Annotated in this window: 16 protein-coding genes and 1 pseudogene; 4 read left to right on the top strand and 13 right to left on the bottom strand. The window is 51.1% G+C overall.

Annotation, left to right across the window (positions count from 1 at the left end; all coding sequences use genetic code 11):
* Nucleotides 1-195: 195 nt before the first annotated feature.
* The 3 genes and pseudogenes from RVM24_RS19310 to RVM24_RS19300 all read left to right on the top strand — a co-directional run bounded on the left by RVM24_RS19310 (nucleotide 196) and on the right by RVM24_RS19300 (nucleotide 3,048).
* A pseudogene (locus RVM24_RS19310) lies at nucleotides 196-548 on the top strand (recombinase family protein).
* Nucleotides 549-640: 92 nt separating this feature from the next.
* Nucleotides 641-1,966, top strand: coding sequence for an IS1182 family transposase (locus RVM24_RS19305; RefSeq protein ID WP_230716015.1), 1,326 nt, complete (start codon nucleotides 641-643; stop codon nucleotides 1,964-1,966).
* Nucleotides 1,967-2,502: 536 nt separating this feature from the next.
* A complete protein-coding gene (locus RVM24_RS19300; RefSeq protein ID WP_431474619.1) occupies nucleotides 2,503-3,048 on the top strand; it encodes a lysozyme inhibitor LprI family protein in 546 nt (181 codons plus the stop codon).
* 298 nt (nucleotides 3,049-3,346) lie between these two features.
* Here the strand turns inward: RVM24_RS19300 and RVM24_RS19295 are convergent, their stop codons facing one another.
* From RVM24_RS19295 to RVM24_RS19260, 8 genes are all read right to left on the bottom strand, one after another.
* A complete protein-coding gene (locus tag RVM24_RS19295; protein ID WP_431474618.1) occupies nucleotides 3,347-4,051 on the bottom strand; it encodes a hypothetical protein in 705 nt (234 codons plus the stop codon).
* Nucleotides 4,052-4,064: 13 nt separating this feature from the next.
* Complete coding sequence (locus RVM24_RS19290; protein WP_431474617.1) at nucleotides 4,065-5,354, bottom strand: hypothetical protein; 1,290 nt, start codon at nucleotides 5,352-5,354, stop codon at nucleotides 4,065-4,067.
* 192 nt (nucleotides 5,355-5,546) lie between these two features.
* Entirely contained in the window at nucleotides 5,547-6,323 is a 777-nt protein-coding gene (locus tag RVM24_RS19285) for a M48 family metallopeptidase (protein WP_431474616.1), read from the bottom strand.
* Nucleotides 6,323-9,601, bottom strand: coding sequence for a type I restriction endonuclease subunit R (locus RVM24_RS19280; RefSeq protein WP_431474615.1), 3,279 nt, complete (start codon nucleotides 9,599-9,601; stop codon nucleotides 6,323-6,325). Before RVM24_RS19280 ends, RVM24_RS19285 begins: the two co-directional genes overlap by 1 nt.
* A 1-nt stretch (nucleotide 9,602) precedes the next feature.
* Complete coding sequence (locus RVM24_RS19275) at nucleotides 9,603-10,004, bottom strand: hypothetical protein (protein WP_431474614.1); 402 nt, start codon at nucleotides 10,002-10,004, stop codon at nucleotides 9,603-9,605.
* Between the two features lie 14 nt (nucleotides 10,005-10,018).
* Complete coding sequence (locus RVM24_RS19270; protein ID WP_431474613.1) at nucleotides 10,019-11,260, bottom strand: restriction endonuclease subunit S; 1,242 nt, start codon at nucleotides 11,258-11,260, stop codon at nucleotides 10,019-10,021.
* The gene (locus RVM24_RS19265) at nucleotides 11,250-12,767 is read right to left on the bottom strand and encodes a type I restriction-modification system subunit M (RefSeq protein ID WP_431474612.1); all 1,518 of its coding nucleotides are present in this window, start codon (nucleotides 12,765-12,767) and stop codon (nucleotides 11,250-11,252) included. Before RVM24_RS19265 ends, RVM24_RS19270 begins: the two co-directional genes overlap by 11 nt.
* Before the next feature lie 5 nt (nucleotides 12,768-12,772).
* Nucleotides 12,773-13,396: a hypothetical protein gene (locus RVM24_RS19260; protein ID WP_431474611.1), complete on the bottom strand. Its 624-nt coding sequence runs from the start codon at nucleotides 13,394-13,396 to the stop codon at nucleotides 12,773-12,775.
* Nucleotides 13,397-13,640: 244 nt separating this feature from the next.
* Here RVM24_RS19260 and RVM24_RS19255 point away from each other — a divergent pair, with 244 nt between their 5' ends.
* The gene (locus tag RVM24_RS19255; RefSeq protein WP_431474610.1) at nucleotides 13,641-14,519 is read left to right on the top strand and encodes a hypothetical protein; all 879 of its coding nucleotides are present in this window, start codon (nucleotides 13,641-13,643) and stop codon (nucleotides 14,517-14,519) included.
* Nucleotides 14,520-14,771: 252 nt separating this feature from the next.
* Here RVM24_RS19255 and RVM24_RS19250 read toward each other — a convergent pair whose 3' ends face one another.
* From RVM24_RS19250 to RVM24_RS19230, 5 genes are all read right to left on the bottom strand, one after another.
* Nucleotides 14,772-15,191: a GFA family protein gene (locus RVM24_RS19250; protein WP_431474609.1), complete on the bottom strand. Its 420-nt coding sequence runs from the start codon at nucleotides 15,189-15,191 to the stop codon at nucleotides 14,772-14,774.
* Between the two features lie 76 nt (nucleotides 15,192-15,267).
* A complete protein-coding gene (locus RVM24_RS19245) occupies nucleotides 15,268-16,704 on the bottom strand; it encodes an SEFIR domain-containing protein (protein WP_431474608.1) in 1,437 nt (478 codons plus the stop codon).
* 102 nt (nucleotides 16,705-16,806) lie between these two features.
* Nucleotides 16,807-17,340, bottom strand: coding sequence for a GNAT family N-acetyltransferase (locus RVM24_RS19240; RefSeq protein ID WP_431474607.1), 534 nt, complete (start codon nucleotides 17,338-17,340; stop codon nucleotides 16,807-16,809).
* Nucleotides 17,341-17,433: 93 nt separating this feature from the next.
* On the bottom strand, nucleotides 17,434-18,315 hold the full coding sequence (locus RVM24_RS19235; RefSeq protein ID WP_273135258.1) for a toll/interleukin-1 receptor domain-containing protein: 882 nt from the start codon (nucleotides 18,313-18,315) through the stop codon (nucleotides 17,434-17,436).
* A 112-nt stretch (nucleotides 18,316-18,427) separates the two neighbouring features.
* The gene (locus RVM24_RS19230) at nucleotides 18,428-19,108 is read right to left on the bottom strand and encodes a hypothetical protein (protein WP_431474606.1); all 681 of its coding nucleotides are present in this window, start codon (nucleotides 19,106-19,108) and stop codon (nucleotides 18,428-18,430) included.
* Nucleotides 19,109-19,166 lie beyond the last annotated feature (58 nt).

Raw genomic sequence — 19,166 nt, 5'->3', positions numbered from 1 at the left:
GATGCTCATTGAGAGCCCTAATAATTTATTTTATATTCGCAATCGTTGCGGTGACATGTGCGTGATTCAAATTGGAGGTTCAGTAATCGGTCGTTTGTTGGACACTCTCGCCGACCCATAGAAAGTGGTCAGATTTGCCTTGTTTAGTGTCCATAAATCCCGTACAACAATCTATGTCCAGAAAAGGTTCGTTTGATGATCATAGGTTATGCACGGGTAAGCACGAGTGACCAGAACCCAGAACTCCAGGTAGATGCTTTGGAGAAGGCTGGGGCTGAGCAGATCTTCCAGGAAAAGTTCACAGGATATCAACGTGAGCTACCCGAGTTGTCGCAGCGCCTGAGATGCTCAGAAAGGGCGATGTCCTGGTCGTCTGGAAGCTGGATCGTCTCGCTCGCTCACTAAAAGACCTGGTTGTTCTAGTTGAGGAGCTTCACGAGCGTGGGGTAGGCTTCAAATCCCTGACCGAATCCATCGACACGACCAGTTCAGGTGGGAGCTTAGTGTTCAAATCTTCGGGTCCCTGGCTGAGTTTGAACGCGACCTGATTCGGGACAGGTCAACCCGGGCTAGGAGTCTGCGCGGCAGAAGCTCGTTTCTGGCATAATAAACCGAAAATTTTTCGGCAACAGGACGTCTGATGGGAACCACTTTCCGCCCGTACTCGCCCGACCAGGAATTGCTCCTTCCCCCAAGCCTGAACGAGTGGCTGCCTGATGGCCACCTGGCCTATTTTGTCAGTGATGTTGTCGAGGAGCTGGATTTGAGTGCGTTTTACGCCCGCTACGAAGGCAACGGTCGGCGTAACTCGCCGTTCGATCCGCGGATGATGCTGAAGGTTCTTATTTACGCCTACGCCACCGGCGTATTCTCCTCACGCAAGATTGCCCGGAAGTTGGAGGAAGACGTCGCCTTTCGGGTTCTGGCTGCGGGTAATTTTCCCAAGCACCGCACGATCTGTGATTTCCGCAAACACCATCTGGTCGCCTTCAAGGCCATCTTCATTCAAGTCGTACGGATTGCCCGGGAGGCGGAGCTGATCACGCTGGGAACACTGGCGATTGATGGCACAAAGATTCGGGCTAATGCCAGTAAGCACAAGGCCATGAGCTATGGCCGCATGGGCGAGGAAGAAGATCGTTTATCGAAAGAGATCGATGGGCTATGTCGTCAGGCCCGTCGAACGGATGAGTCGGAAGATCGGCAGTTCGGCCCGGATCAGCGGGGTGATGAGCTACCTGAGGAGTTGCAGTACCGACAGGCGCGACTGGACAAGATCCGCGCTGCCAAGGAGAAATTGGAAGCGGATCAGAAAGCGCGGGATACAGCCAAAGGCCGGCACCCGGACGATGATCGCCGCCCACCCCGCGGTGGCCGGAACTTCAAGCGAGATTACGGGGTGCCGGACGACAAAGATCAAAGCAACTTTACCGACCCGCAAAGCCGGATTATGAAAACGGCGGATGGGTTCCAGCAATGCTACAACGGCCAGTTGGCCGTGGATGGTGAATTCCAACTGATTGTCGCTAATCATCTGGGCAGCAATGCCAGTGATCAGGGTCGCCTGATACCGCTACTGGATGACGTGAAAGACATCCTGAAAACCTATCCGCAACAATGCCTGGCCGATGCCGGTTACCGTAAAGAAGACGACTTACAGTCCCTGGAGGACAAAAGGATCGACGGTTATGTCTCGCTGCGTCGGGAAGGGAAAAAGAGCGCAGAGATAGACGCGAGCGGTTATCCCGCCACGTCACGGATGGCCGAGAAGCTGGCCACCGCGACGGGGCGATCGGTTTACGCCCGGCGCAAGTATCTGGTTGAGGCGGTTAATGGCTGGATCAAGCATATTCTGGGCTTCCGGCAGTTCAGCCTGAGGGGGCTTAATGCCGTGCAAGGCGAATGGGATCTGGTCTGCCTGTCGCTTAACCTCAGGCGGATGAGTTCGCTGATGAGGCTGACATAGGCGATCTGAGGCGGCGTGCTGGGCCGTGCTGAGTGGTCGGGCTACGGTTGTGAACTTGCCTATAACCGTCTTGATTGCCTAGACAGAAAATCGTGACTCTATCCGGTTGGATACTGCGCCTATACTCTCGGGCACAACCGTGATTCGGCGCGGCGGAGGCACTTGCTCAAAACACTTCTGCCGCGCAGACTCCTAGGGGCCGAAAGGGCGGCCGGAAACCAGCAATGTCCGATACCGACACGAAAAAAGCTTATTAGCCCCAGAATTACAAAGACGGAAGTGGCAGAGCATTTTGGTGTTTCAAGAACTAATTTGAACAAATCTTTGCCTCGGCCAATCAATCTTAGAGGAGCTTAGGCTCATCCTTTGTGGTTTACAATATGCGTATTATCGGTATTTTTAGGGATTTATATATAGTCCTTTTGCAAGGGGAATGATTGGACGTAGTTGGCTTGCGCATTCTTCGATGTAGCCTATGCTTTCAGTTGTAATAATCCAGGAGGCAATGATAATGTTCAAGTGGTTTTTTTAACAATATGTCTAGGTTTTTCCTTGTTTTTATTTTTCATGGACTAATATCTGGGATTGCGTCGGCTTCCGATTTAAAAAGCAATGAAGATATGGGGTTGAGTGAGTTTCAAACTAAAGAGGTTGATGAGTTTTCAAGACTTGAGGAATTTGATACCGTTAATGAGTTTCAGTCGTATATCGATGATTATGTGCAGTCATGTATCGATAACACATTCATAAATACCAAGACGGTTCCATGCTTTGTTGGATATAAAATTTGGGATCGTGAGTTAAATGACTACTACCAAAAGCTTAAAATTTTATGTTCTCCTGAAGAGAACGTATTACTCCTGCAGTCTCAGCGGCTGTGGATCCAGAATCGAGACCGAACTATAGAAATTAATAGTGCTTTTCTTGACTGGCTCTATGAAGACATGGACGGAACAATGTTTGTTGCAATGAGAGCTGGAAGAGCAGAGGATGCAATCACTCCAATGGTGAAACAGCGGGCGCTACTTCTAAAACGCTGGGTCGATTTAAAGATCAAAGGCCAGTACCGAGATAGTTGGTGAATGGTTTATCAGGAATTTATCTTTTAAAACCTAAAATTTAAATGCTGACAAAAATAAGGTTGCCAAAATTACCTTAAATTAATACATCTACGTGAAGATGATGAACTAGTTTGACCAGATCGGGTGTTGTTCACGTATCCGGCCAGAGTTTCCCCACTAAAGGTCGCGACGTCAGTTGTACAGAGCAGACTATCTTCAGTTGCGATGAGACAATATTCTGGTTGTGATCGGGCGCTGTCACACGTAGATTTTTCGAAAACCTCGCTGACACCACAGCGAAAGTATGATACTCCCGTGTTTACTGCTTCCGATCCTCGGACAGGGCTCTCCGGATAAGTTTTCTCTCTGCTGGCGTATAATCTGCTAGTCCATCGTCAATGCACTTTGGATTCAATCGTTCTAGCGCAATATCTATACCGGAAAGATTAAATACCGCAGTTATGATTCTTTTATTCGAGTCTTGTATTCTAGCGGCGAGTTTGTGACTATCGCTTAGTGATTCGAGGAAGTCATGGGAGTCTAACGGATAAAAAGTTGCCCCTCTTTTCTCCGACGGCAACCAAATGCTCGATTTCGCATTTTCGGAACCAATTCGAAAGGTTACGGCAGGCTCAGTAATTTTCAGAGACTGGCCCTTATAGTCGCCTCCCCAGTCTATGAATATCTCTAACAACTCGTTGGTACATCTGATGAAAAAGGTATCATGTCCAGACTCTCTGAGCATCTGATTACGTGGATCATAAGGGCTATATTCGGATCGAACGTAAATTGAGGCCTGAACTGTATCATCCAGTGGGTCTATTTTGGATACAAATTTCCAATGACCTAGTGCATTTACTTTTTCTTTTTTGTAGCCATGGGCCTGGTCATAGCAAATCAGGCGATCGACGTTTTTTTCTATGCTCGTGCATGTGAGCGAACCTTGTCCTAAATTGAGTTTTCCCTCAGACGGAATGGAAATTGTAAGGAGTAAGAAACTCACGGCCAGTTTAATACGTAACATTTTAATAATACTCTTATCTAAGATTACTAGAAATGTAATTTTTTAATGATATCAGATCCTCATTGCGTTTATGGGTCAAGAAACCTCTAATTTTTTTAGTGCTTTTTCCCGTAGCAGAGTGAAAGAATTGCTCCATAGCGTCTCGATACTTAATCCATTGGCGCTGTGTGTTACGAAAATCCGATAATGAAACCATTGTCGAATTGAGTCCCATATCTAGGTCAGGGTTTGCCTCTATCAGAGATAATAAAATACCATATTCTTCATTTAGTTTTGCGTCTTCTGCATGAAGGTCGAAGCTGTATTGAGGAGTCCGACGGTTAATTATGTTAGAAACAAGGTTTATAAATTCCTGCTTTTGTTCATCTATTGACCAAGCTATTGTTGCGGAAAAGGCTGTCCCACCATGCATTTCTTCACCTTGAGCTTTCAACGTGACGAACTCTGCCATCTCTTGATATGCCATTTGGAGTAATGAAGCTTGCACTGGGTCCAGCTTGCTCATCAATGAATCAATATCCGTATTTCTCTCTTTCTCCCTTATTTCCTCATTTCTCGTGGCGCAGTGTGTTGCGCCAATGCCACTTGTGACAAATTCACATAGATTGAACTCAATCGCCCCCCCGGTCTTCCATCGCTGGTAGTAGACTTTTACAGCCGTATCCATTTCAGATGGAACCACTCCACCGTGAGTGATTAGCCAAAACACTAGCTCAGGATTAGGCTGCCCAAATACTTCACTGGGGCGTGATGCTTTTTCCGCCAACTCCCAAACATCATAAAAAGGGTATTTGCCGTCCTCATCCTCAACGCGATACTTGGTAAAAAACGCTTCTTTATCCCTTATTGCGAGCTCGGAGGCATATAAGAGAGAAGTTTTTGGATCTAGGTACTTGAAGGTAATATCTGAATTCTCTGATATGGCTCTTGCATAGACTGCAGCAGCCTTGTGCGGGTTTGCCTGACGAATACTGCCCGCCCTGTAAAATGTGTGGTCTAAATAAAGGCGTAGAGCCTTCTCGTGCCCCTGAATAGCCGCTTGTTCTAAGTGGTATTCCCTGTCGTCCACGATGTATCGATAGGCTAAATTAAAATGGGCTTCCGGGCTCCCCATGTAAGATGCCAACAGGTACCCGGTCTTCGCGGCATCTTTTTTCCCTTGCTCGTAAAGCTGGTCCGCTTCAGAGACCATCGCCTCTAACCTCTCTTGAAACGGTCTTTCACCTGGCTCTCCGGCTGAAAGGGAAGGCAATACACCGAGGCCAATAAGTAAAGTGGCAGAAAATAAAAGAACGTTTTTCATTAGGCTATTCCACTGAACGAGGTTTGATGGTCAAATTAATATCAGACAGCATCTTAAGTCTTTCCTCGGCTGAACTTGGTGAAATGCCGCCGTAGCATGTGTGAAGTCGCTGCCGTTATTCGTAATTTAGATCCCAATCTCAAGGTTTATATCCCAGCCGTCTTTGTAGATAGATTGATGCTGCATGAGCGTTTAGGCTTCTGACCCTTTCAATAATAGCTCCGCTTTGCCATCGAGCTGTTCCTTCACCGACCGCCACTCTGGCATGAACCGATCGAGAAGTCCGTAAAACCTGGGACTATGATTGTGCTCAACTAAATGGCAAGACTCATGAAGAATCACATAGTCAATGGCTCGCGTGGGGGCTTTGATCAGGTGCGGGTTCAGCAAGATGGCCCCTTCCGGTGAACAGCTCCCCCACTGGGTCTGCATCTCCATGATACGCCAGGCTGGTGCCGTCGTTGTCCAAGGCAGACTTTCAACCATCAGGTCGAGCCGTCGTTGGAACACGTCCAGTGCGCGATCCCGGTACCACTGGCGCACGGCTTTCTGAATCCGATCCGAGGTCAGGTCTTTTCCCTGCACCCGGAGCTGGCCGCCGATCAGTTTGCAGGTGACCTTGCGTTGCTCTGGAGATTCGATAACTTTCAGGACGTACCGCCGGCCCAGGTACAGAACACTCTCGCCACTCACCCATTGTCGCGGCCGGACATCCCGATAGCGCTCGGCGATGTCGTCCAGATGTTTGAAGATCCAGCGTGCCCGGCGCTGGACGGCGGATTTGATGGCCGGCAGTTGAGCCGACTCGGGGGCATCTACCTGCACCATGCCATTGGGATGCACATGCACCCGTATGGTGGCTTTCTTGTGTTCGGGCACGTAGCACAGGTGGTACCGGAACTCCCGGTCGCCGTACCGGGCCATGTATTCCAATGGTTGTTCGTCCTGACGGGAGTCTACGGAGGTCATCACCGGGCCACTCCGTTAAGAAGAATCTGCACCACCTCATCGAGCATGGCTTTGGCCTTGTCCAGACCGATCAGCCCAAACAGCCGGGGTAGCAGGTTTTTACGGACATCCTGCTCAATGCCCACGGGGTTCAGGGAGTTCTCAGCCACGGCCCGGTTCACCACTTTGTCGATCTCGAAGGCCTCCTGAATCAGCTGTTCGCCCTTTTCGGCTTCCAGTGCGGCGAACGCGTCGCCCAACACCAGCTTGAACGCGCCATAGTAAGCCTGGGCGTGCTTGTTGCCCTCGAACCGGTCTACCGGAAGGTTCGGTACTTCCCGTTCTTCCACCATGGCTTCCAGGTCGCTGAACAGCTTGAACTGGGCCTTGTAGTCGAACATGGACTCCGCTTTCTGGATCGCTTCCTTCAGCATAGCGGAGAATACTTTCTTGGCGTAGGGATCGTCGCCGAGCTTTTCCTCGATGGTCTTCTTGGTACGGGTTTTAATCTTGTCGGTTTCGTTCTTGGTCTTTTCCTCTGACCAGTCTTCCGGTTTGTCTTCCACGGACGCGATCAGGGCCGGGTCTTCACCGGGGGTGACGCTCACGCCGATCACGTAGCGGTCGATCAGATCCCGAATCTGGCCTTCATACTCGGAGTAATCCACGGTTTCCTGAGCATCCAGACGGATGACCTTGCGCAGATCGGAGAACCACTTGAGATCGGACTTGTACCGGCGAATGTCGGTCTCGGTGAAGGCCTTGTCCTCGAAGAAGCTCTGAGTCGAGAGCGCGGTCTTCAGGCACATGCCGAACTCGGTCAGGGCTTCGTAGAAATCCTCTCGCAGGGCTTGTCGGGTATCGACTTCTACGCCGTCCTCGTCCGTCTCGTACTTCGGCATGAAGATCTGCCGGTACTGCTCCTGATCCAGGGCGTTGCGCACCTCACCGAAAAAGCTCCAGAGCTTGTCGTGCAGGGCTGGGAGCTTTTTGTACTCGGTGTCCACGTTGGAATACAGGCCCTCGATGTCGTCGATGGCAAAGCCGCCCTGGGTCTGATCCTCATAGTTCTGGTAGTCGCTGATGGCGGTATCCAGCTCTTTGAGGATGCCCCGGTAGTCGATGAGATAGCCGAAGGGCTTCTGGGGATGCAGCCGGTTCACCCGGGCAATGGCCTGGATCAGGTTGTGGCCCTTGAGCTGCTTGTCGATGTAGAGCACTGCATTACGGGGTTCATCGAAGCCGGTCAGGAGTTTGTCTACAACAATCAGGATGTCCGGCGGCCCATCGGTGCCGAAGTCCTCGATGATGTGTTTCTCATAGTCCTGAGCATCCCCAGTGACGTTTTTCTTCCACCATTCCTGCACCAGCGGAAGATTGGATTCGTCCGCGTCGGTATGGCCTTCACGGGTGTCCGGTGGGGAAATCACGATGGCACTGGTGACCTGGCCCCAGCTGTCGAGGTGCTGCTTGTAGCGAATGGCGCTCAGTTTGCTGTCGGTGGCCAGCTGGCCCTTGAGTTCCAATCCGGCCTTCTTGAAGTTTTCGCTGAAATGCACGCCGATGTCGAAGGCGTTGAGCTTGATGCGATCCTGGGCGGTGTAGATCTGGCCCTGTTTGGCGTACTTGCGCTTGAGATCCGCCTTCTGGTCGTCCGACAAGGACGCAGTGACTTTCTCGAACCAGGTATCGACGGCTTGCTGGTTCACATCCAGCAGGGGCTTACGCTCCTCGTACAGCAGTGGCGTGATGGTGCCGTCTTCGACCGCCCGCTTCATGGTGTAGGTGTGAATGATGGCCCCGAACTTCTCGGCGGTTTCGCTTTTCTCGTTCTTCAGCAGCGGGGTGCCGGTGAAGGCGATGAACGAGGCATTGGGCAGCGCCTGGCGCATCCGTTGATGGTTCTCGCCGCCCTGGCTCCGGTGTCCTTCGTCGACAATGACGATGATGTTGTTGGACGGGTTGTAGCACTCCGGCTGCTTGGCGGCCGAGGCGAACTTGTTGATGATGGTGAAGATGATTCGCTCGTTGCCCTGGCCGATGCGCTTGGCCAGATCGCGTCCGGAGCGGGTCTTGGCCAGCGAGTCGCCGCTTTTCTTGCCGGCGATGTCGGAACCAAAGGCCCCGCCCGTCAGGAAGGTCTTGGACAGCTGTTTCTCCAGATCCACCCGGTCGGTGACCACGATGATCCGACAGTTCTTCAGGGCTTCACTGAGCAGTAGGGCCCTGCACAGATAGACCATGGTGAACGACTTGCCGGAGCCGGTGGTGTGCCACAATACGCCGCCTTTGCGCTCGCCGCTGGGTTTGAAGTCGGAGATGCGCTCCAGAAGCGCTTTAATCCCGAAGGCCTGCGGATACCGGGCCGCGATCTTCCCGACCTTGCGATCGAACAGGATGAAGAACCGCAGAAACTCCAGAAACCGTTGTCGGTCGAGAAGGCCAACCAGAAGGCGATCCTGTTCCGTGGGCATGACGGACTGTGACCAGAGCTGCTCGAAGTAGGCCCGGATTTTCGGGGGTTTATCTTGGAACAGCGCGTCCTTGTCGGACACGGACAACGTGCGGTTCTTGATGTCCTGCACGTACCGGTCATCGAACTCCTCGTCCGTCCACTTTGACCAGAACTTCAGCGGAGTGTGCGTGGTACCGTACCGCCCGTCGTTGCGGCTGATTGCAAACAGCAGCTGGGCGAAGGCGTAGAGGTACGGAACCTCGTCGTTCTTCTGGTTTCGGAGGTGCTGGCTGATGCCTTCTTCAACCATGTTCTTGTTGGGGTTGCCGGAGGCCGCCTTCTTGGCCTCGATCACCGCCAGGGGGATGCCGTTGACGAACGCCACCACATCCGGCCGGCGGGTGTGGGTACCCTGAGTGGACAGCACTTCCATCTCTTCGGTGACATGGAACTCGTTGTTGTCCAGATTCTCCCAGTCGATCAGATGGATCGTGGGTTGGGCCTTCTTGCCGCCGATGAACTCGGTGACCGTCACACCGAGGGTCAGCATGTCGTACACGGACTGGTTGGCGTCCATCAGGCCCTGGGCCATGGAAGGTGTCGTGATTTCCCGGATCACCTGATCCACCGCCTGATCGGACAACGGGTACCACTGTCCCTTGAACTCGAACTTGCGCTGGCGCAACACCCGCTCCAGCACCGGCTTCATGACCACTTCCCGCTGGCTGCCCCGAAGGGCCTGACACTCCGTGGCCGGCAGAAACGTCCAGCCCAGGTTGATCAGGGTGGCCAGGGCCGGGATGTGGCTGGAATGCTGCTCATTCCCTTGAGGGGTGGTGTTCATACTATCTCCGGGCTGTTCCGTTAATGGCCTGTTTCAGGACCAATCTGACATGCGATTCCCACCCATGGGCAGAATCAATGGCCACTTTTTTTCCTTCTCTATCCGTCAGGATCGAATCGTAACTACTGATGGCGAAACCAATAGAGTCCGCGTTCAACTCGATGGCATCTCGAAAACGGCCGCTCAATAGGTCGAACCAGTCCTCCAGAAAAACCTCGTTTGTCATGACCTGGATTACTGCGTCCGACCAGGATGCAGGACGGCATTCCCTCGGGTCATCGGTCTCTAGCAGGTCACTCACAAGGGCGTTCACGACGGTTCTTGTCGATGATTCAACATCCTGAGAAAGCCACTCGATCAGGTGCAGATCGTTGAGTAGTGCCAGGCTTTCATGGATCTGCATGCCAGACTCCTTGCTCACGCGGCTTCCACCTGAACCCGACGCTTGCCGGTAAGGAGTTGCTGCATTAGGGCTTTTTTCTCTTCTTTAAACTTGTTCAAGCAGTTGGCAAGCAACCTTATCTCTCTACTTGCCGATGACAAAACATCTGCAATAGCCGTTTGTTCCTCGGGATCGACGGGGGCATTGAACCACATTGATTCAATATCAGACCCTTTCAAATTATTGATGCTGGAACCAGCCAGTATTACTGAAATCTGCTGCTCATATTTAGAAGACTCGAAAAGAAACCGGACAAACCGGCTGTCAGCAGTCTTAAATGTTCGATAAATCGCACAGAATGCCCCGACGGTATAAGGTCGTTCAGAGTCGTGAAAAACAGCACTTTTACCGACCAGTTTTTTGCTACCGTTTGCCATGCATATACATAGGTCGCCAGCTTTGAGGAGCTGCTCTGATTTTACGCTTGCGTTCGGTAAAATCACGAGATCCTTATCGTTGAGGCTCCCATTTTGGATATTTGTAGAGCGCAGAAGTCGGACTGTTTTAGTGGGGACTTCGCTACAAATATCTGAGGGTTTATAGCTCACGCCACGTATGCACTTCCCAAGCTTTTTGAGCTGAACTTTATCCCACTCCCCCTCAAACCCCGGCAACCGCTTCTTCCCGGTCAGCAACTGCTGCATCAACCCTTTGTTCCGCTGCTGGCTGTTCTCAAGCAGGCGCTCGGTGGCGGTGATGGCCTGATCCCAGGTGGAGAGGATCTGGGCGATCTTTTTTTGTTCGGGGAGGGGGGGGAGCGAAACCTCGATTTTCGCCAAATCTTTTTGTCCAATATTGGCTCGGACGGCACCCTGACAGGCTTTTATCACTTTTCTGCGAAAAGGTGCCGACTTGAATAGATATTTGGAGTAGTGAGCATCGACCGATCTAGATTTGGGTCGACCTCGAATAACGAACCCACCAAATACCGCAGGTTGCGTATCCAAATACACAGCACTGTAAGCAATTTCTTCAACCGTTTCGGAGGTGCGATTGAACAGAATGTCGCCATAATTGACAGAAAACTCGCGTATGGCTTTTTCTGATGCGGCTACAGATCCACGTAATGCCTCAGCTGAAAGCTCGTCTGCTGCAAAGATGTCCATTACGTTCACAAAGGGCGTTCCATGACCGTAGCTGGATTTGTCTGCGTTCAGTCCATTCTTAAAATCATAAAGTTGACCCAGAGATAGGTCGTTCCAACCATCAGGCACCATAACCCAACTCCTTCAGGTAGCCTTCCATCTGCTCGTTCAGCTTCGCAATCTCAGCCTCGATGGCCTTCCGCTCCGCTTGCACGGCCATCAGGTCGATCTCTTCTTCTTCCTCGAAGGTGTCCACATAGCGGGGAATATTGAGGTTGAAGTCGTTCTCCTGGATTTCCTCCAGGCTGGCCAGATAAGCGTACTTGTCGAGGTTCTCGCGCTGCTTGTAGGTCTCGACCACCTTGGCGATGTTTTCATCGGACAACTGGTTCTGGTTCTTGCCGGCCTGGAACTCGCGGCTGGCGTCGATGAACAGTACGTTGTTGTCGGTCTTGTCTTTGCGGAACACCAGTACGGCCGCCGGGATGCCGGTGCCGTAGAACAGCTTCTCGGGCAGGCCGATGACGGCATCCAGAAGGTTCTCCTCGATCAGCTTCTGCCGAATCTTGCCTTCGCTAGAACCCCGGAACAGGACACCGTGAGGCACGACCACCGCCATGCGGCCGGTCTTCGGCTTCAGGGTCTCGATCATGTGCAGAATAAAGGCGTAGTCGCCCTTGGACTTTGGCGGTACCCCGCGCCGGAACCGGCTATAGGGATCGCTGTCCGCGCCCTCAAAGCCCCATTTCTCCAGCGAGAAGGGAGGGTTGGCCACCACGATGTCGAAATGCTTCAGGCCGCCGTTCTCATCGAGCAGCTTGGGGTTACGGATGGTGTCGCCCCATTCCAGCTTGTGGTTGTCGATCCCGTGCAGAAACATGTTCATCTTCGCCAGCGCCCAGGTGCTTCCGATGGCTTCCTGACCGAACAGGGCGAAATTCTTAGAGCCGTCGTGGCTCTGGCGGATCTGGTTGGCACATTTCAGCAACAGGGAGGCGGAACCACAGGCCGGGTCGCAGATCTCATCGCCTTCCTTCGGCGCGACGATCTCGGCCATTAGCTCTGACACTTCTGGCGGGGTGTAGAACTCACCGGCCTTTTTACCGGAGGTGGCCGCAAAGTTCTTGATCAGGTACTCGTAGGCGTTGCCGATGACATCCAGCTTCCCGATCCGACTCGGACGCAGGTTCAGCTCAGGCCGGGCGAAGTCTTCTAGCAGGTGGCGCAGGATGTCGTTCTTCTGTTTCTCATCGCCCAGTTTGTTGGAGTTGAAGCTGATGTCCTGGAATACGTCGGCCAGCTTGACGATGTTGGCCTCTTCGATGGCGTGCAGGGCCTTGTCGATCCGCTCTCCGTTGCCGGGTTCGTGGCGCTGGTCATACAGGGCGTAGAAGCCGGAATCCCGAGGCAAGACAAAACGCTCGTTCTTCATCAGCTCTTCGATCAGCTCCGGGGTGTCACCATATTCGGCCACGTAGTTGTCGTAGTGATCCTGGTACACATCGGACAGGTACTTCACGAACAGCATCGTCAGCACATAGTCCTTGTAGATGCTGGGGTCCACGGTGCCCCGGAAGGTATCGCAGGCGTTCCAGACCGCTTTGTTGATCTGATCCTGCTTGATCGAATCGTTGCTCATAGGTGTCATTTCCCTGTTGTCGTATCCGGACGAAGTATGTGTCGGGCAACCGCATCGGTCATGCGCTGCCGGTTCTCGATTAACTGTTCCAAGAGCGCCTGCTCCCGTCGTGCGGCGTCAGCCAGCTTGATCATCAGCTTCTGTTGCTCGATGGGCGGAACCACCACGGGCAAGTCGCCCAACTGGGTCTTGGTCACGCTGGGGGCCGCAGAGCCCTGTGAGCACATGGCAAAGTAGCGTTGTGCATCGGTCTGGTTGAGCTGCCACGCCAGAAACTCGGGTATCAGGCGGAAGGCCTCGGGCTTCAGTCGTAAGTGGAAAAAGTTCGGGGTGCAGACCGTGTTGGCGGGTAAAGCGCTGACCACCGCTGCATCATTGCGAGTACCGCGAGCCATGAACAGGATGTCGCCGGGCCAGAGGTAATCCGGTCGCCGTCGGCCTGGCAGGGTGACCCGGTCAAGGGTTTTGCCCTCCTTATCGTCCAGGGACTCCCCCGGGCTCAGGTGGCGGAACTGCACCACAAACGCATTGCCTTCTTTGTCCACCGGAAGCTTGCCGCGAAACGGGTAGCCTGGGTGGATGGTGGCCAGGCTGCGAAGTGGCAGCCGTTGCTTGGCAGATTCGCTCATGCAGTATGCTCAATGATGCATTTCTTTGTGATCAAATTAGACGAGAGTGCATCATTGCGCAAGATGCACAGACGTATAACATTATTCCTCAGCAGTACGACAGGTATTGTCGTAAAAGAATCGAGCCCTCGGCTTCCAAGAACAAATGGTGCGAGCCGATACTCGAAAAGAATCAGGAGAATGGTTGCACAACTCCAGCTAATCAAACCTGATATAAGATGAGCCTTCAGATCAAGGGAACGCCATGAAAAGACTCGTTTTTGCACTCTGTCTTTGTGCTTCTCTGCAAGTTGGAGCTGCAGAGATCAAGATATCCGGTGATAGCTCGAACACAATCCTATGGATTTCGGGGGAAATCACGCCAGGCCTTTATCGCCAAGTCGTCAGTAAAATTCAGGAAGGGCGCAAATTCCCCGACAGAGTCCTTATCAGCTCTCCTGGAGGAAACGTCGAAGAAGCTATGAAGCTAGGCAACCTATTCCGCGACGCCTTCACCCTGGTGATACCAAACGGCGAGTGCAGTAGTGCTTGCGCAGCGATTGTCTTTTCAAGCCGCACCTACATTGCTGATGAAGCGGTTATCGGGCTTCATCGACCTTATTTCTCACCCGATACGTACTCTTCCCTCAGCGTAAATGAGGCAAAAAAACTTCAGCAGAGCATCGAAGATCGACTGAGCGCCTACCTGAGAAATATGGGGGTCAGAGACAGAATCATAGAGAGAGCGCTGTCGAGATCCTCGGCGGATATATGGAATATCACGATGCAGGAGTTTGTGGATTTTAATGGGCAGCCATCGCACATCCAGGAATGGCTCTTAGCCCAATGTCCACCGCTTACGAAAGTGGAGTTGTCGGCAATCGAACATTTGCTCGCCTACGACAGTTTCCTTCATTTTGTAGAAGACTGCCCGGAGTATCTAGAAACAGGACACTTTGGGAATGGTGGCGGCGCTTGCGGGTGGGCGCGCTATTACCACAGCGGCTACCTTGAAGGGCTTAAGCTTGGTGCCGAAGGTCGCGCCGAAATAAAACAGCGATCCCAAGATGCCATGACTTGCCAGGACGACGCTGTCAGCAGAGCTCGTCAGGAGTTTTTGGAGGCAACTCGCTTTTTCGACTAACCGAAACTTTTACCTAAAAACCGGCACCTCTTGAGCCTGTTTTACACTGCGCATAATCGGCGTTACGTTAAGGTACAAGTTGCCCACCCAAAATTTTGTGAGTTATGTTGGATTGGGAACTAGCTCAGTCACTGTTACCGTTCGCTTCGGTCGCAAAGCGAACGTTCAGATTTCGGAATAACGCTTTTGTTTAGCGGCGCACATGTAGCGCAGCGTAATGGGCGTCCGGTGTAGGGCCGGGCCCGGAACGTACTACAACAATTTGTTAAGTGATTCCAGGCTCTCAGGGCCGCCCTCCAATCGAACGCACTCAGCGGATTCTTGCTCCCATGGCGCAGCGGATGCTGTGTGGAGGTGAACAGAAACCCTTGATACGGCGAGTTCATCGAGCAAACCGGTTGGAACCCAAACCATCTCGGTGCCCCGCAGGCTATTTGGAACCGGACTCCCACAACTCGAACAGAAATCGCTCCGGAAACCACTTGGCTTTTGGTACGACCGGATCTCGCTTTGACCTGAGACCCAACGAAAATTAGAACCCTGCACAAACGTGGCAGCGTTAGCGGCAGCCCCTGTGGCTTTGCGGCATAGCGAGCAGTGACACTGATAGAGATTGCGTATCTCCCCATCAATTTCGAATTTCACGCTTCCGCAGAGACATTCACCTTGCATCGATCAATCCTTTGACACTTAACGCCAGCGCACAACGGCGCCCATCGGCCGCGTATTGATGCGCCTTGTTATACCTTTACGGCAATGTGCCTAAGCTTTCATAGCCCAAGAGAGCGGAAGGGCTAAATGAATTAAACTCCCATTTCGGTAGCCTCCTACCGTTCTGTTTATAGGACTCTAGAAGTTCAGACAAATCATCAGGTGATTCTATTCCTAGGAGAGCTTTAACTCTATCGAAGTATCTTTTCGACTTTGCGCGAGCGAAAACTTCAAAGGAGCTGCCATAATGGCCCAAATAGAGCAGCGTTTCCGGCCACCAACGGCTATAGTCATCACTAGCAGATATTTCAGCACGCATAAAAGCAACGAAATCAGCTTGCATTAAGAATCTGAAGTCCAGTCCAGTTCCATGGCACCGTTCTTTTAATAGATCAGCTCGGAGCGACAATCTTCTTGTTTCTAACCGCCTGTTCCTATGCTCAAGGGATTCCATATATTGCCGGATGTTTTCGAACCCGATCATGGTATCTTTACCATATTCGGACCGACCTCCAACAAAGTATTGCTGCATTAGTAGCGGAGAGGCCAATTCGAAACGCTCGTACTTTATAAACACTGCGAGCGTGTACAAAAAAAGTTCGTGGACAATGAATTTATAATTGTCGAACTCCCAACGATTATAAGAAGTTATATGCTCAGGTCTATCCATGTATGGTATTAGACTTTCAATAAACCGATGAACCCTTTCAGCAAACTCGGGTATAGCCTTGTACTGAGCGACCGCTATCATTAGCTGAACATACTCATTTCTAGAAGGTATAAATGATTCTATGTTTGACATAATCGCATCGTCTATTTCACCCTCTACGTCATGAACACGAAAGCGCTCTAGATTTTCTGAGAATAAGCTCAAGTACTCATCAAAGCAGCCCGGAGCAGTAGACTTGTCGTTCTTTATGGCGTCTATAGAGCGCTTGAAAGCGGATGATGTGCCAAGTGAAACAGCCTTATTTTCTTCTAAAAAACTGGGGGCTTTTCCAACCTCAGGTTTTACATAGAGGGGCTTGTTGTAAATCCACCTGAGTAGCTTCTCAAAGTTATCTGCGTAGCCATCGGGTTCGCTAAGGTCAATATAGATTCTAGATTTATAGTAAGTTGGCAGATGTGCTTTACCGTTCTCATCTCTCTCCGTAACGACAACGACGAATTTGTCTTGTTCTTGCTGTTCATATACTTCACGGGAAATAATTTGTGTCTCAGTTCCTACGCCGCCGCTTCTTCCGTCTGCTTTCTCCGCATAAGTTTTATCTGAGATTATTGCGACTTTACTAATATCTGGGTCAGTTACCATCTTTTCCATGAAAGCATAAGCATCATGGCCTTCTTTCAGATCCCACTTGTCTAGAATGACATCAACACCAGATTCAATAAGCTCCGTCGCAATCTGAAGAACAAGTTGCTCATGATCATGATTCGACCAACTGTAGGATATAAATAACTTTGGATTACTCAATTCTTCACTCCTTGCTGACTAGGTATAACGCTTTTGTTTAGCGGCGACTACGGAGCGCAGCGTAGTAGGCGTCCGGTGTAGGGCCGCCAGGCCCGGAAAGCACTACAACAATTTGTTATGCAGTGCCCAGTCGTCGCGCGACATTCGATACACGCGCACAGGCCGGGCATGGAACTCTCGAGTCGTATAGTCTCCGAACCCGACTTTCTCCGTGACCCTGACGGAAGCTGTATGCTCCGGCTCGATAATAACAATTACCGACTCGCAGTGTTTTTGGTCGAAAGCATACTGGAGAACACCTTTTACAGCTTCTGTCGCATACCCCTGATGCCAGAACCTGCGGGCCAGACGATAACCTAGATTGATTTCTTCAACATCGCCAACCAACTCCGGCCCAACGCCACAGAAGCCGATAAAATCCCCTGATTCTTTCTCACACAATGCCCATGGCCCTATCCCATGAGAGGCGTAACACTCAAGGCACCAATCAACGAATTTTCGGGTAGCTTCTTCGTCACAAACTCCACGGACGGAGAACTTCATGACTTCTGGATCACTGAGCATTGCGGTGAGCACCGGAACGTCTTGATGGGACAGCTTCCTTGCAATCAACCTCTCTGTTTCAAACAATGGCACCTATCTCTCCCTGTGCATAACGCCAGCCAGCATGCGCGGCTACGAAATGGAGGCGAAGCCGCAATGTAGTAGGCGTCGCCGTGCCTGGCCTTGTTAAGTTTCTGTGATATCAATGACGTGCTCTGGCAAAAATATTACCTCATCTTTTAGAGAGAGGTTTTCTTGCTCATCTGATGTGACCGGCACATTATTCAGTACCCCCGTATAGTAGGGGCCATTGCGTCCAGTAACGACAACCCACATTCTTTCGCCAAACGTGCCGTCGTCGTCCGGATCTTCGGGATCCTCAGGGACTTGAATGATGAAAATTAGCTTGACGATATCCCCTTCCTTCAAAGTTTGACGCTCTTTCTCCTCGGGCATATAAAACGTGTCGGGAGTTCGATGATGTTGCGCCAATCCACTTCGGAGTTCATACCCATCTAAGTCAATTGTTGCCAAACGAAGGTCTGTGAATTCTTTTTCTTGTTTGTCCCAGTTCGGTCTTTCACCGATTTCCGGAATTGCATGAACTGGGTCTTCAAATATGGTTCGTAAAATTAGTTCGACAGAGCCGTCTACTGCGTCTTCTTCCCTCATATCTATTGCGAAAATACCTGCGAAGTGGGGTGGTATGGCGCAAGCCATTCCAGGCTCAAATTCCCCGTCTCGCACAACTGGTATGAACTTTTCCCTTTGGACACCGGCTGCGATATGACCTGAAATAATCTGCTGTTCGTAGCCAACTCCACCATGACGCGTCAGTGATTTCTCATAATAGTTTGGTGTGCAAATGATGATTACATGATCACATTCGACTATTTCTTTCTCCATGAATTGAGTAAGGCTTTGGCCGGGTTTTACATGCCATTGATCAAGCTTAACATCCACCCCATTCAGTCTGAGACGTTGAGCGATCTCGCGAACCCACGTTTTATGCGATTCTGAATCCCAAGAATAGGAAATGACAGCGCTTGGGGTTTCATCCTTACTCAATGGTTTACTCCTCGAAACTTAACGCCAGCGCACAACGGCGCCCTTGGAATGGAGGCGCAGCCGCAATGTAAAGGGCGTCCGGCGGCCACCGGCCGCGTATTGATGCGCCTTGTTAGATCGGTTCGCCCGGCAATGCGCCACTTTTTCCTGGCATTGCAATATTCCCAGGCTCGTCTGCAGAAAAAACCTGTTCATCCACAGCGCCCCTTAACCGTGTATTTTTAAAATAATGGGCCAACGGCATTTCAAATACAGCTGTCAGGTGCCCTAGTACATACTGAAGCCTCTGCTTCTTCATATTGGAAGAATCCCAAGCATGCATCATGTAGTAGAAAGCCGGCCAGAACGATGTTGTTTGGTCAAAATATACAACTCTAGTAGGGGCTGTCACTGAATACATCCCACCACTTTTTGAGAATACTTCCTCTGCGAAATTTTTATTACCAAGGCTGCAACCGGAGATAAACAGCCTTCGATTATTTAGCTTTTTCTCAAATATTTTCGCAAAATTTTGGTAGTCACACTGACTGAAAGTGAAATCGAGATGATTATTATTTCCATGGCAGGAAAGGTGTAAATAGCGGTACCCTGAGTCTCTAAAAATATCTGAAAACTTCACCAGCTCTGCCTGGGTTCTGAAGTAATAGTAAATTGGATTTTTGCCTTGCAACCTCAGAATATCATACAAAACCTTACCATCCAGCCGACCTACTTTCTCATCCTCTACACTTAATGATTCAAGTATGAACGTCTCAGGTTTTGTAATTTGAACTGGTGGACGACTCTTCCCCATTGCATTCTCCCTTATGATCTAACGCCAGTGGTAATGGGCGCCAACGGAGCGCAGCGTA

Origin of the sequence: Marinobacter sp. KM021, assembly GCF_050707965.1 — a bacterium.
GTDB lineage: Bacteria > Pseudomonadota > Gammaproteobacteria > Pseudomonadales > Oleiphilaceae > Marinobacter > Marinobacter shengliensis.
Note: the sequence above shows the minus strand (reverse complement) of the source record. Positions and strands in the feature narration are given on the sequence as shown.

Coding starts and splice junctions, on each gene's coding strand:
- RVM24_RS19295 (WP_431474618.1), bottom strand. CDS start 4,051: ATGTTACGTATTAAACTGGCCGTGAGTTTCTTACTCCTTACAATTTCC.
- RVM24_RS19265 (WP_431474612.1), bottom strand. CDS start 12,767: ATGAGCAACGATTCGATCAAGCAGGATCAGATCAACAAAGCGGTCTGG.
- RVM24_RS19260 (WP_431474611.1), bottom strand. CDS start 13,396: ATGAGCGAATCTGCCAAGCAACGGCTGCCACTTCGCAGCCTGGCCACC.
- RVM24_RS19280 (WP_431474615.1), bottom strand. CDS start 9,601: ATGAACACCACCCCTCAAGGGAATGAGCAGCATTCCAGCCACATCCCG.
- RVM24_RS19300 (WP_431474619.1), top strand. CDS start 2,503: ATGTCTAGGTTTTTCCTTGTTTTTATTTTTCATGGACTAATATCTGGG.
- RVM24_RS19305 (WP_230716015.1), top strand. CDS start 641: ATGGGAACCACTTTCCGCCCGTACTCGCCCGACCAGGAATTGCTCCTT.
- RVM24_RS19255 (WP_431474610.1), top strand. CDS start 13,641: ATGAAAAGACTCGTTTTTGCACTCTGTCTTTGTGCTTCTCTGCAAGTT.
- RVM24_RS19270 (WP_431474613.1), bottom strand. CDS start 11,260: ATGGTGCCTGATGGTTGGAACGACCTATCTCTGGGTCAACTTTATGAT.
- RVM24_RS19230 (WP_431474606.1), bottom strand. CDS start 19,108: ATGGGGAAGAGTCGTCCACCAGTTCAAATTACAAAACCTGAGACGTTC.
- RVM24_RS19275 (WP_431474614.1), bottom strand. CDS start 10,004: ATGCAGATCCATGAAAGCCTGGCACTACTCAACGATCTGCACCTGATC.
- RVM24_RS19290 (WP_431474617.1), bottom strand. CDS start 5,354: ATGAAAAACGTTCTTTTATTTTCTGCCACTTTACTTATTGGCCTCGGT.
- RVM24_RS19285 (WP_431474616.1), bottom strand. CDS start 6,323: ATGACCTCCGTAGACTCCCGTCAGGACGAACAACCATTGGAATACATG.
- RVM24_RS19250 (WP_431474609.1), bottom strand. CDS start 15,191: ATGCAAGGTGAATGTCTCTGCGGAAGCGTGAAATTCGAAATTGATGGG.